Raw genomic sequence first — 12,525 nt, forward strand, 5'->3', positions numbered from 1 at the left:
CCCCGGCACCTTCCGCCACTGACGACACACGTACCCACCGAACAAGGAACACGCATGCCCCCGACCGACACAGCGACGGCACTTCCGGCACGGCAGACCCTGCCCGCCGAGGAACGCCACGCCACCGAACTCGCCTTCCTCGCCGCCCACGACACCGGCCCCCGCCCGCCCGGCTGGTGGCTGACCCCCCGCGCCGTCATCACCTTCGCCTGCGGCAGCGGCGGCGAGTCGCTGGCACTCCCCGAGCGCCACGACACGCTGCCGGACAAGCTTGTGATCACCCCCAAGTTCGTCGGCGAACGCGCCATGGTGGAGCGGTGTGTGGTCACGCTCGCCGGGGAGCGCGGTCTCCTGCTGGTCGGTGAGCCCGGCACGGCCAAGTCGATGCTCTCCGAGCTGCTGTCCGCCGCCGTCTGCGGCACCAGCGCGCTGACCGTGCAGGGCACCGCGGGTACCACCGAGGACGCGATGCGCTACGGGTGGAACTACGCCCTGCTGCTCGCCCAGGGCCCGACGCCGACGGCTCTGGTCGACTCCCCCGTGCTGGCCGCCATGCGCGCCGGGCGGGTGGCCCGCGTCGAGGAGATCACCCGCTGTCTGCCCGAGGTCCAGGACGCTCTGGTGTCGATCCTGTCCGACCGGCGGATGAGCGTGCCCGAACTGGCCGGCACGGACGACGCCCAGGTCGCGGCCGCCCCCGGCTTCACCGTCATCGCGACCGCCAACCTGCGCGACCGGGGTGTCTCGGAGATGTCCGCCGCGCTCAAGCGCCGCTTCAACTTCGAGACCGTGCACCCGATCGCCGACGTCGAGGCCGAGACCGCGCTCGTACGGCGCCAGGCGGTCGCGGCCGTCGAGCGGGCGGGGGCCGGCTTCGGTGTCGACGACGCGGTCCTCGACGTGCTGGTCACCGTCTTCCGTGACCTCAGGGCAGGACGGTCCGCCGAGGGCTGGGACGTGGAGCGGCCCGGCACGGTCATGTCGACGGCCGAGGCGGTGCAGGTCGCGGTCTCCCTCGGGGTGGCCGCCGCCTACCTTCCCGGGGCCGACTCCCTGGACCTGGTCCCCGGTCATCTGCTGGGCGTCGTCCGCAAGGACGACCCCGCCGACCACGCGCGTCTGCTCGGCTACTGGGACGGTCCCGTGCGACGCCGCGCCGAGGACGGTTCCGCGCTCTGGCGCAGGCTCTGGGACCTGCGGGAGAACCTCCGATGACGTACACCCAGGATCCACGGGCTGCCGTCACTGCCCTCGCCGGCTCCGTCGCCCCGTACCTGCTGGGCGTACGGCACCACAGCCCGGCGCTCGCCTCGGCGGTGCCCGCCCTGCTCGACGCCTGCGGGGCGGAGGTCGTGTGCGTGGAACTGCCGGCCGACTTCCAGGCGTGGCTGCCCCATCTGTCCGCGCCGGGCACTCTCGCGCCGGTCGCGCTCGCCGGGGCCGGTGAGAACGGCCGGCTCGGCTTCTACCCGTTCGCCGACTTCTCCCCGGAACTGGCCGCGGTCCGCTGGGCAGCGGCGCGTGGAGCCGACGTCGTGTGCTGCGATCTGCCGATGTCCGATCCGCGGTGGACCGAGGCCGGCCCCCTCCCATCGGGTGACACGCGGACGGCGGTCGCCGAGGAGACGGCCGTGTCCTTCTCCTTCGGGAACGCGCTGGCCGCGTCCGGGACCGGCCGTGACGGTGACGATCTGTGGGACCGCTGCGTGGAGGTCCTCGCCCCGGGATCGGCCCCCGAGGCGATCCGCCGCGCCGCGCTCGGTGTCGGCTGGGCATTGCGCAGCGACGCCGAGGCCGCGGGCGGCGCACCGGCGCTCGACCTCGCCCGTGAGGCCCATATGCGCGAGACGATCGCCCGTGCCGCGGACGACGGGCGCCGGGTCGCGGCCGTCATCGGCGCGTTCCACGCCCCGGCGCTGACGGCGACCGCCCTGGCATCCGACACGAGCACGGCTCCGAGTCCCGGCGGCACAGTGTCGACGGGGGTCGGCCACGGCGTCGGCGCCGAGCACCCGGAGGTCGTCACCTCCCTCGTTCCCTACGCCTTCGATCTGCTGGACTCGCGTTCCGGCTACCCCGCAGGCATCCGGGATCCGCGCTGGCAGCAGGCGGTGTTTCGCGCCGGGGGCGACCCCGAGCAGGTTCGGGACGCGGCCGCGCGGGCGGTCACCGACGTGTGCCGGGAACTCCGTGCGTCCGGGCATCCCGCCGGAACGGGCGAGGCCGCCGAGACCTTGCGGATGGCAGGCGACCTCGCACGGGTCCGCGGACTCACGGCGCCGGGGCGGGGTGAGCTCGTCGAGGCGCTCACGAGCGTGATGGGCCAGGGCGAACCGCTGGGCCGGGGCCGGGCCCTCGCCCAGGCGCTCGAAGTGGTCATGGTCGGCACCGACCGCGGCCGGATCGCGCCGGGCACACCGCGCTCCGGGCTCGGCCCGTACGTGGAGGCGGAGGTCGCCGCGCTGCGGCTGCCGGGACCCGAGGACCCCACGGCGCGCGAGGTGCGCCTCGACCCGCTCCGCTCCGCTCTCGACGGCCGCCGCGAAGTGCTGCTCCAGCGCCTCGCCGTGTGCGGCGCGGGCTACGGGGAGGCCGTGGCGGTGGCCGGTACGGGCGACGGATCCGCCCTGACCACCAGGTGGCGGGTGTCATGGACGCCGGCGGTCCCCGTACGGCTGGACCTGGCGGGTATGCGGGGTGTGACCCCGGCCCTGGCCGCCGAGGGCACCCTTCGGGAGACATTCCGCAGAGAGTCCGCCGACGGCGGGCCCACCTGCGCCCATGTCCTCGCGGCACTCGGTGCCGCCGCCCGCTGCGATCTGCCGGCGCTCGTGTCGGAGCGGCTCGCCGATGCCGCCGAGCTCTTCCCCACCGCCGCCACACTGCCCGAACTCCTCGCCGCACTCGACCTGTTGGAGGCCCTGTGCCGGGGCCATCTGCCCGGAACAGGACCGGACACCCGACAGGCCGCCGCCGAACTGGCCGCCGATCTGCTGGAGTCGGCGGTCCGCACCCTGCCCGGACTGGCGGGCAGTGACCGGCCGGAGGACACGGCCGCCCTCGTCGAACTGGCCTCACGGGCCGGTGAACACCGCCTCGGACTAAGGATGGACGACGCTCTCGCCGCCCTCGCCCGCACGGGCTCCCCCCTCGTCCAGGGCGCAGCGCTGGCCGCCCGGCTGCTGCTCGATCTCGACGACGCCACCGTCCTCGGCGCGCGCACGGCGGGTTGGATCGACACGGCCACCGGACCGGAGGCCCGGCATGCGCTGAGCCGCCGGCTCGGGGGGCTGCTCAGTGGCGCGGCCGCGTTGCTCCAGTCGGCGCCCACCGCGCTCGACCTGCTCCTCGACCGCGTCGACACGCTCACCGACCAGGGCTTCCTCGACCGGCTCCCCGCCCTGCGCGGGGGCTTCGACACACTCACTCCCGCAGGCCGTGACCGCCTCCTCCAGACCGTGACCGAGCGGCTCGGTGACCGTCCCGACCTGTCGCTCACCGCGTCGCCGCGACTCCTCGCTCTGTGGACGGCCGCGGACGCGGCGGGACTCGCCTGTCTCCAAGCGCTGGGTCTGCCCGCCGGGACGGACACCGCACCTGCGGCGGACACCGGGCTCCGCGCGAATGGCGGACGAGACGGGCACCCCGCGCCCGCGCTGCCCGCCGGGACGGACTCCACGCCGACGGCGGACACCGGGCTCCGCGCGCACACCGGGCGAGCCGGGCACGCCACGTCCGCGCCGCCCACCCCGCCGCGCTCCGCGACGACAGTCGCCGTCACGGCGGCCTCCGCCGCCCTCCGCATCACACCCACCGACCGCTGGCGGCTGCTCCTCGGCCGGGAGACCGACAAGCTCCCGCAGAGCGCCCGCCGGTACGCGCACGCGCTCGACGAGCTGTACGGCGCCGGGCGCGGCGAGGGCTCCTCCGACCTCGGCCGGGAAGGTTCCCCGGGGCGGGGCGGCGGCCGCGAGGCGTCCTTCCCCACAGCCCGCGACTGGGCCGACGAACTGCGGGCGCTGTTCGGGGATCAGGTCCGGGAGGAGGTGCTGGCCCGCGCGGCCGACCAGGGCCGCAGCGACGTACTGGCCGAACTCGACCCCGCCTCGGTGCGCCCGTCGGTCGATCTGCTGACCTCCGTGCTGTCTCTCGCGGGCGGAATGCCGGAGAAACAACTGGCCACCCTGCGCCCCCTCGTACGCCGGCTGGTCGACGAACTGGCCAAGGAACTCGCGACCCGGATGCGGCCCGCCCTCACCGGGCTCGCGACGCCCCGGCCCACCAGACGCCCCGGCGGCCGGCTCGACCTGCCGCGCACGCTTCGGGCCAACCTCGCCCACGCCCGCCGCGATGCCGACGGGCGCACCGTGGTGGTGCCGGAGCGGCCGGTGTTCAGCACCCGTTCGCGCAAGGAGGCGGACTGGCGTCTGATCCTCGTGGTCGACGTGTCCGGGTCGATGGAGGCCTCCGTCATCTGGTCGGCCCTGACCGCGGCCGTCCTCGGCGGCGTACCCACCCTGTCCACGCACTTCCTCGCGTTCTCGACGGACGTGATCGACCTGACGGACCGGGTCGAGGACCCGCTGTCGCTGCTCCTGGAAGTACGGGTCGGCGGCGGCACCCACATCGCGGCCGGGCTCAGCCACGCCCGCTCCCTGGTCACCGTGCCCAGCCGGACCCTCGTGGTCGTGGTGAGCGACTTCGAGGAGGGCTACCCGCTCGGCGGACTCCTGGGCGAGGTACGGGCCCTGGCGAGCTCCGGGGCGCACCTGATGGGATGCGCCGCTCTGGACGACACCGGCAACCCTCGCTACTCGGTACCCGTCGCGCAGCAGCTCGTCGCGGCCGGCATGCCCGTCGCCGCGCTCAGTCCCCTCGCCCTCGCCCGCTGGGTGGGCGACCGTCTCCGCGGAGAGACCCGATGAACGCCGAACTGCCCCCGGTGGCTCCCGATGTGGCCGCCTCCGCCGTCGAGGGCCTGACCACCAGGCTGCGCAAGAAGCTGGACGCCGCGATCGACTCGTACGCGACCCTGCCGGTCGTCACCGACGGCATGGCCCGGCGCGTGCGGTGCGGTGAGGACGCGGAGGTCGTTCTCACCCCCGGACCGTCCGGCCGCGTCACGGACGCGGGCCAGGTGGTGTGCAGTTGTCTGCTCGCCCCCCGGTGTCTGCACCGGGCCGCCGTCCTGGGCGTCTGCCCGCTGGCCGGCACGGAGGCCGAAGGGGAGGCCGAGAGCGACAGCGCGTCGCCGGAGGGCTCCGCCACGGTTGTCGACGCGGCCCCCGACTCCGCGACCGACACCGTCGACGACAGCGCCCCCGACTCCGTGACATACGCCGTTGCCGACGCGGCCCTCGGCTCCGCGACCGGCGCCGTTGCCGACCTGGCAGCCCTCGGCTCCGCGGCCACCGGGATTCCCACACCGGAGTCCACGGCTGCTCCCACCCTGTCGCCCACCGCCGAGCAGCCGGTCACGGAGACCGGGGAGGTCGTCCCCCTCACTCCGGCCCAGCTGGCCGCCGCGTCCCAACTGTGGACGGCGGCAGCGGCGTTGCTCACGGCCGGGGTGCCCGCCGCGGGCGCGGTACCCCAGGCCGAGTTGCTGCGGGCCGCGCACACGGCCCGGCTGGCCGGGCTGCACCGCGCCGAGGCGGCCGCGCTGCGGGTCGTACGGGGGCTGCGGGGCGCGCGTGCCCGCCATGACGGTCACCGGCTGGCCGACCTCGTCGCGCAGATACGGGAACTGCTGCTCACCACAGCCCTGTTGGGCACGGGAACCTCGGATCCGGCGCTGATCGGCACCGCCCGCCGCGCCTACCGGCCGGGCGGCAGTCTGCGGGTCCACGGAGTCTGCAGTGAGCCGGTGATCGCCGCCACCGGGTACGGCGGTGTCGTCACCCATGTCATCTCGGAGGACGGACGCTGGTTCTCGGTCGCCGACGTCAAGCCCGGCGGACCGGCTCGCGCCCAGGGCGCGGCCAACGCCACCGTGGCGCTCGGCTCGGGCAACCTCGATCACGCCCAGCTGTCCCGGGGCGGACTGCTCATCTCCGGTGCGACGGTGTCCTCCGACGGACGCCTCGGCTCCGGCAAGGGGGTACGGGCGACGCCGTTGACCGGTGTTTCGTGGACATCGGGCCCGCTCGCCGCGCTGTTCGCGCGCCCGCTCGCCGACGTCGTCGCCGAACGGCTCGCAGTGGCCCCGGACGCCGATCCGGAGCGGGCCGAGCAGACGGCACGCGAGCTGGTGGGCTGCGACCTGGTCCTCGTCGGGGCGGCAGGGGACCACCTGATCGCCCGGGAGCTGCCTTCCGGACGGCCGGAGGCGGAGGGTCTGCTGATGCGGCTGACCCCGGCCGGGGAGCACACCGGCCTCGCCCACACGGCCAACTTCCGTCGGCTCGCCTCCCGGCCGGGACTGCGGCTGCGTGTCGTCGGCCGGCTGGACCCGGACCGCGCCGCCACGCTCCGCCCGCTCGCCGTCGCCCCGCTGCCGGGAACCGAGGCCACGCTGCGGCTGCCCGCGGAGTGGCAGGGTCACGCCGATCTGGGCTACAACCGCCTGGAGGGCGCGCACCTTCCGCCGCCGGATGCCGTGTCCGCCACCTCCATGACTCCCGTCGACGGTGTGCGCGTCGAAGCGCAGGACCCGCTGGCGCAGGCCCCGCTGTGGCGGCTGCGGCAGCTGGTCGAGGTCGCCGTGTCGGGCGGCCGCAGAGCCGTGGCGGAACCCGCTCGCGACGGTGATCTGCGCGGGGACGGGGCGGCACTGCGACGGGGCGGTTTCGCCACCGCCGCCGACCTGGCGGCCGGCCTCACCGCGGAGGCCGACCGGCGCACCCGTGATGTCTTCGGCCGCACCGGCGAGGCCGACCCGGACAGCTACGCACGGGCATGGCTCGCCGCGGCCGTCTATCTGGCGGGCGTCGAACGGTCCTTGGTGCAGGCCACCTGGCAGCCGGAGGCCGCCGGTCACTGATCAGCCGTACTGCCGGGGCAGGCGCACCACCTGGACGAAGAAGTCGTCGATCTGGCGGACGGCCGCGATGAACTGGTCCAGATCGACCGGCTTGGTCACATAGGCGTTGGCGTGCAGTTTGTAGCTGCGCAGGATGTCCTCCTCCGCCGCCGAGGTGGTGAGCACCACGACCGGGATGTGGGACAGGGCCGGGTCCGACTTGATCTTCTCCAGGACCTGCCGGCCGTCGTACTTGGGCAGGTTGAGGTCGAGGAGGATCAGGTCGGGCTGCGGGGCGTCGACGTGGTCTCCGCGCCGGTAGAGGAAGTCGAGCGCCTCCTCGCCGTCCCGCACGACGTGCAGGGTGTTGCCGATCTTGTTGTCCTCGAACGCCTCCCGGGTCATCAGCTCGTCGCCCGGGTCGTCCTCGACGAGGAGGACGTCGATGGGGGCTCCGGCGGGAGTGGTCATATCAGGGCCTTGTCCTCGGTGCTGTCGTGAAGGGTGTCCGCCGCGTCGGCGGACGGGATGGTGAAGCAGAACCGCGTGCCGTCGGTGTACGTGGTGTCGATCCAGATGCGGCCGCCGTGGTACTCGACGATCTTCTTGCACAGCGCGAGGCCGATGCCGGTTCCACCGTAGGCATCACGACTGTGCAGCCGCTGGAAGATGACGAAGACCTTCTCCTCGAACTCCCCCGGGATTCCGATGCCGTTGTCGGTGACGCAGAAGCGCCAGGCGCCGGAGTCCTCCGGGTCGCGCTCGCAGGTGATGCCGATGTGCGGCGGGCGGTCCGGGTGACGGAACTTGACGGCGTTGCCGACCAGGTTCTGCCAGAGCATGGTGACCAGGGTCGGGTCCCCGACGACCCGGGGCAGTTCGTCGGGCAGGTCGATGCGCGCGCCGCTGTCGGCGACCGAACTGTCCAAGTTGGCCAGCGCCTTGCCGAGCGTCTGGTCCAGATCGACCGGCAGGCGGGCATCGTTGACGCGGCCCACGCGCGAGAAGGTGAGCAGGTCGTTGATGAGGATCTGCATGCGTTTGGCGCCGTCGACGGCGAAGTCGATGTACTGCCGTGCGCGGTCGTCCAGTTGGTCGCTGTAGCGCTTCTCCAGCAGCTGGCAGAACGAGGCCACCTTGCGCAGCGGTTCCTGAAGATCATGGGAGGCCACGTAGGCGAACTGTTCGAGCTCGGCGTTGGAGCGGCGCAGCTCCACGGCCTGTGCGTCCAGGTCGGCGGTCTGCCGGGCCAGGATCTCCCGCTGCTCGCGGGAGAAGCCCAGTTCGGCGACGATCCGCTGCCGCATGTTCTCGACGTCGCCCGCCACGGCGGTGAGGTCGGCGGGACCGCCACCGGTGATGACGTGGTCGAAGTCGCCCTGGGCGACCCGGCGCGTGGCGATGCGCAGTTGGTCGAGCGGCCGGGTCACCAGCACGCGGACGAGTACCGTCAGCACCACGCCGGTCAGCAGGAACACCAGGACCATCCCGGTGAGAACCGCGTCGCGGAGTTTCCGTGCGGATGCCAGCTGGTCCTGGCCGTGGTCGACAGCCGCCGCCAGTCCGGCGATCTGCTCGGCGGACGCGCTGCGGATGCGGTCGAAGGACGTCTTGCCGCGTTCCGCGGTCACCGGGTCGATCGTGCGCGGTGTACCGGGTGTGATGTCGTTCACCAGCGGTTCGGCGTAGGTGCGCCGCCAGTCGGCGGCCCGCTTCTCGACCGTCTCCAGTTCGTGGAGCAGTTCGGGACGGTCGCCGATGAGGGCGCGCATCCTGGCGACGGAATGCACCTCGTCGCTCCGGCCCTGAGCGTAGGGCGCCAGGAACTGACGGTCGGCCGCGATGGTGTAGCCGCGGACCCCGGTCTCCTGGTTCACCAGGGCCGACTGGAGCCGGTAGGCCTCCCGCTGCGCGGGCTCGACGTCCAGGAGCAGCTGGTCGGTGACCGATGTGGTCCGCGCGAGCAGTTCGGCGCCGACCCCGGCGCCGACGATCACCACCAGTGCCATCAGCGCCAGCACCAGCCTGATCCAGCCCTGCACCGTCAGCCGGCGTCCGGCCCACCGCTCGCCGGTCATGTTCCCTGTCCCGTCATCGAAGTCTTTGTTCTTCCGCACGCTCTTCACATGCATCAGCCCCAGCACAGATGGAGCACGGCGACGTCGTCGGCGAGACCGCCCTGCGTCTCGGCGAGCGCCTCGGCCCCGTCGATCAGTCCGTCGACGAACGCGGCCGGGGGCAGACCGGCCAGTTCACGGGCCATCGCCAGCAGTCCCTCCTCGCCCAGCCGCTCGGTGCCGCGCCCGACGCGCCCCTCGAAGAGGCCGTCGGTGAACAGCACCAACGCCGCGCCCTCCGGGAGCGCCAGTTCCTCGACGGGCCAGCGTGCCCCGCCCGGAATGATCCCGAGCGCGGGGCCGCCCCTGACCTCCACCCACTCGACGCTCCCGGCCCCGCACAGCAGCACTCCGTGATGACCTGCCCGGACCATCCGGAGACGCCGGCGGCCGGGCCCGACGCTGAGGATGACCAGGGTGGCGAAGACTCCGTTCGTGGCCCGCTCGGCCATGAGGATCTCCTCGAGCCGGCCCACCTGGTCGGCACCGGTGACTCCGCTGAGCACCAGGGTGCGCCAGGCTATGCGCAGCGCGACCCCGAGGGCGGCCTCGTCCGGTCCGTGCCCGGAGACGTCACCGATCATGGCGTGCACGGTGCCGTCGGCGCTCTGCACGATGTCGTAGAAGTCCCCGCCCAGCAGGGCGTGCGCACGGCCGGGGCGGTACCGGGTCACGACCTCCACACCGTCCCCGCGCAGCAACGGGCGCGGGAGCAGCCCTCGTTCCAGACGGGCGTTCTCCCTGGCCTGCATCTGGCTGGCCTGCAACGCCGCGGCGTCGCGTTCGGCCTGCTTGCGCTGGATCGCGTAGCGGACCGCCCGCCCGAACAGTTCCGGCTCGACCCGGCCCTTGACCAGATAGTCCTGCGCTCCGGCGGCCACGGCCGCAAGTCCGGTCCCCTCCTCGGCCAGGCCGGTGAGCACCACGACGGCGACGTGTTCGGCGCGCTCACGCACCCTCGACACCGCTTCCAGGCCCTGGGCGTCCGGGAGGTGCAGGTCCAGCAGGACACAGTCCGGGACCTCGGACGCGAGCACGTCACAGGCCTCGGCCATCGAACGCACCCAGCGCAGACGCATACCGAGCGCGCTGTCGGCGACCATCTCCTCCACGAGCAGCGCGTCGCCCGGGTCGTCCTCGACCAGGAGCACCGACGGCTCCTCCGTCCCCCAGGCCGCGGCGCGGTCCAGAGCGGGCGAAGCCACGCCGGTAGCCCCGGGCTGCGACGTCATCATCGAATGAACCCCCACACCCGCCACCACTCCGCCGCTTCATGACGGACAACTCCGCGAGCATACTCACGCTCGCATCCATGCACGTGAAGTGGACTTCTGTTCGTTATGCCGCGCCAGGGACAGGCGGCGGCAGCGACCGGAAATCCCGGCCCGAGAAGGTCCACCAGCGGAAACTCGTTGTCGTCATGGACGGGAATCGATCAGACTCGGCTCATGACCGACATGGTGGCTTTCCGGGAGACGGTCACCGCCTGGGCGGCCGGCGGCCCCGGCGACCTCGCGAGCGAGCCGGCCGTACGACTCGCCGTGCGGACGGTCGTTCTGCTCGAAGGGCCCAGCGATCTCGCGGCGGTCGACGCGCTCGCGGAGAGCCGCGGCCGGGACCTGGAGGCCGAGGGCGTCTGTGTCCTGGCGATGAACGGCGCCATGAACGTGGGGCGCTACGCCCGTCTTCTCGGGCCGCGAGGGCTGGGCCTCCGCCTCACGGGACTGTGCGACGAGGCCGAACGCGGCTACTACGCCCGCGCCTTGGGGCAGTACGGTCCGGAGGCGGACCTTGGGCGCAAGCCGGTGTTCTTCGTGTGCGCGGCGGACCTGGAGGACGAGCTCATCCGTGCGCTCGGCGTATCGCGGGTGGAGGAGCTCATCAGGGCGGAGGGCGATCTGCGGGCCCTGCAAACTTTTCTGCGCCAGCCGGCACAGCGGGGCCGCACCCCACAGCAGCAGTTGAGGCGCTTCCTCGGCACGAAGAAGGGGCGCAAGATCCGCTACGGCCGCGTCCTCGTCGAGGCACTCACTCCCGAGCGGATACCCGCGCCGCTCGCCGGCCTGCTCGACAGTCTGTGACCCGTCCGCGCCGGACGCCTCGACGACTCCCGACGGCGCCGGACGGCCCCGGACAGCGCCAGTTGGGCACGGCTCTCGCTGCCCGGCTTGCGCCGACTCCCCAACTGCCAGCATCCGGCGGCGCCATGGAGCCGGCCCACGAACTCAGGTGAGTCGCCCCTTCATGGGCCGAGGATCCGGGTGTTGGGCACAGAACCACAACGAGCGGTCACCGACAGGTCGTGTCGGGCGCCGGACCCGTACCGCTGCTTCCCGCCGTAGCCGTACGCGGCGGCGCCCGTAGACACCCTCGGTGAGGTGGCGGCCCGGCGGCCCCATAGGCACGGTCCGTCAAAAAGGCGATGATTGCCGTCATGCCCTTGTCGACCGCGTTCACGAGGTTGTTCGGTGTGGAGCACCCCATCGCCCTGGCTCCGATGGGCGGGTCGGCCGGCGGCGAGCTGGCGGCGGCCGTCTCGTGCGGTGGAGGACTCGGCCTGCTGGGCGCCGGCGGAGGCGACCCGGACTGGCTGGCGCGCGAGCTGCCGATCGTGGCGGGGGCCGGGAAACCGTGGGGCGCCGGGTTCCAGACCTGGGCGGCCGGCGCGGCCGTGATCGACCAGACGCTGGAGTACGGACCGGCGGCGGTGATGTTCTCCTTCGGCGATCCGAGCCCTTACACCGAACGGGTCCGTGAGGCGGGCGCGGCTGTGATCATCCAGGTCACCGATCTCGACGAAGCGAGGCGGGCCGTGGACCTCGGCGCCGACGTCATCGTGGCCCAGGGCACGGAGAGCGGCGGGCACGGCGCCCGGCTCGGGCGGTCCACGCTCCCCTTCGTACCCGTCGTCGTGGACCTGGCCGAAGGAGTCCCGGTGCTGGCGGCGGGCGGGATCGCGGACGGGCGGGGTGTGGCGGCGGTCCTGGCTCTGGGTGCCGCCGGGGCGCTCATCGGCACGCGCTTCCAGGCCACGGCCGAGGCCCTGGTCGACGCCTCGACCGCACAGGCCCTCGTCGACGGACGGGGGCAGGACACGGAGCGCAACCGCATCCTCGACATCGCCCGGGGCTCCCGGTGGCCGTCGACGTACACGGCCCGCACTCTGGGCCACCCGTATCTCGGCCGGTGGAGGGGCCGGGAGACGGAACTCGCGGCCGATCCAGCGGCGGCACGCGTCGCGTATCAGGCCGATGTGGCGAGCGGGGAGGTGCCCGCACTGCCGGTCTGGGCGGGCGAGGGCGTCGATCTCGTCACCGACCTGCCACCCGCGGCCGAGCTTGTCGCCACCCTCGCCTCCGAGGCGGGCCGGGCACTGGCACGAGCGGGACGCGGCTGACCGGATCACGGCCCTCACACCGCGATGTCCACCAGCACCGCCGGGGACGC

The 12,525-nt window shown here is 73.4% G+C and carries 8 protein-coding genes; 5 read left to right on the forward strand and 3 right to left on the reverse strand.

What is annotated here, in order from left to right:
- The first annotated feature begins 54 nt into the window (after positions 1-54).
- The 3 genes from ABZV42_RS03800 to ABZV42_RS03810 are packed head-to-tail and all read left to right on the forward strand — an operon-like array spanning position 55 to position 6,982.
- On the forward strand, positions 55-1,215 hold the full coding sequence (locus ABZV42_RS03800) for an AAA family ATPase (protein WP_356050836.1): 1,161 nt from the start codon (positions 55-57) through the stop codon (positions 1,213-1,215).
- Entirely contained in the window at positions 1,212-4,925 is a 3,714-nt protein-coding gene (locus tag ABZV42_RS03805) for a DUF5682 family protein (protein WP_356050837.1), read from the forward strand. Before ABZV42_RS03800 ends, ABZV42_RS03805 begins: the two co-directional genes overlap by 4 nt.
- Positions 4,922-6,982 carry a hypothetical protein gene (locus ABZV42_RS03810; protein WP_356050838.1) on the forward strand — a complete coding sequence of 687 codons (2,061 nt, stop codon included), beginning with the start codon at positions 4,922-4,924 and terminating at the stop codon, positions 6,980-6,982. The genes ABZV42_RS03805 and ABZV42_RS03810 overlap by 4 nt, the downstream gene beginning before the upstream one ends.
- Here ABZV42_RS03810 and ABZV42_RS03815 read toward each other — a convergent pair whose 3' ends face one another.
- From ABZV42_RS03815 to ABZV42_RS03825, 3 genes are read right to left on the reverse strand one after another with little or no spacing between them, the layout of a single operon-like run.
- Complete coding sequence (locus tag ABZV42_RS03815; protein ID WP_355979622.1) at positions 6,983-7,432, reverse strand: response regulator; 450 nt, start codon at positions 7,430-7,432, stop codon at positions 6,983-6,985. It abuts the gene before it with no gap.
- Positions 7,429-9,039: a CHASE3 domain-containing protein gene (locus tag ABZV42_RS03820; RefSeq protein ID WP_355979914.1), complete on the reverse strand. Its 1,611-nt coding sequence runs from the start codon at positions 9,037-9,039 to the stop codon at positions 7,429-7,431. Before ABZV42_RS03820 ends, ABZV42_RS03815 begins: the two co-directional genes overlap by 4 nt.
- Positions 9,040-9,092: 53 nt before the next feature.
- Positions 9,093-10,283 carry a fused response regulator/phosphatase gene (locus tag ABZV42_RS03825; RefSeq protein ID WP_356050839.1) on the reverse strand — a complete coding sequence of 397 codons (1,191 nt, stop codon included), beginning with the start codon at positions 10,281-10,283 and terminating at the stop codon, positions 9,093-9,095.
- Positions 10,284-10,526: 243 nt separating this feature from the next.
- On the opposite strand from ABZV42_RS03825, the gene ABZV42_RS03830 reads away from it, so the two are divergent.
- Together ABZV42_RS03830 and ABZV42_RS03835 are read left to right on the forward strand one after the other, a co-directional pair.
- On the forward strand, positions 10,527-11,159 hold the full coding sequence (locus tag ABZV42_RS03830; RefSeq protein WP_356050840.1) for a TOPRIM nucleotidyl transferase/hydrolase domain-containing protein: 633 nt from the start codon (positions 10,527-10,529) through the stop codon (positions 11,157-11,159).
- A gap of 353 nt (positions 11,160-11,512) precedes the next feature.
- Positions 11,513-12,475 (forward strand): nitronate monooxygenase, encoded by a 963-nt coding sequence (locus tag ABZV42_RS03835; RefSeq protein WP_356050841.1) that lies wholly within the window; start codon positions 11,513-11,515, stop codon positions 12,473-12,475.
- Positions 12,476-12,525: the final 50 nt, after the last annotated feature.

It is taken from the genome of Streptomyces sp. NPDC005281 (genome assembly GCF_040607495.1).
Lineage (GTDB): Bacteria > Actinomycetota > Actinomycetes > Streptomycetales > Streptomycetaceae > Streptomyces.

What these genes read in the sequence shown, in the direction of transcription:
- ABZV42_RS03800 (WP_356050836.1), top strand. Translation starts at nt 55, where the DNA reads ATGCCCCCGACCGACACAGCGACGGCACTTCCGGCACGGCAGACCCTG.
- ABZV42_RS03805 (WP_356050837.1), top strand. Translation starts at nt 1,212, where the DNA reads ATGACGTACACCCAGGATCCACGGGCTGCCGTCACTGCCCTCGCCGGC.
- ABZV42_RS03810 (WP_356050838.1), top strand. Translation starts at nt 4,922, where the DNA reads ATGAACGCCGAACTGCCCCCGGTGGCTCCCGATGTGGCCGCCTCCGCC.
- ABZV42_RS03815 (WP_355979622.1), bottom strand. Translation starts at nt 7,432, where the DNA reads ATGACCACTCCCGCCGGAGCCCCCATCGACGTCCTCCTCGTCGAGGAC.
- ABZV42_RS03820 (WP_355979914.1), bottom strand. Translation starts at nt 9,039, where the DNA reads ATGACCGGCGAGCGGTGGGCCGGACGCCGGCTGACGGTGCAGGGCTGG.
- ABZV42_RS03830 (WP_356050840.1), top strand. Translation starts at nt 10,527, where the DNA reads ATGACCGACATGGTGGCTTTCCGGGAGACGGTCACCGCCTGGGCGGCC.
- ABZV42_RS03835 (WP_356050841.1), top strand. Translation starts at nt 11,513, where the DNA reads ATGCCCTTGTCGACCGCGTTCACGAGGTTGTTCGGTGTGGAGCACCCC.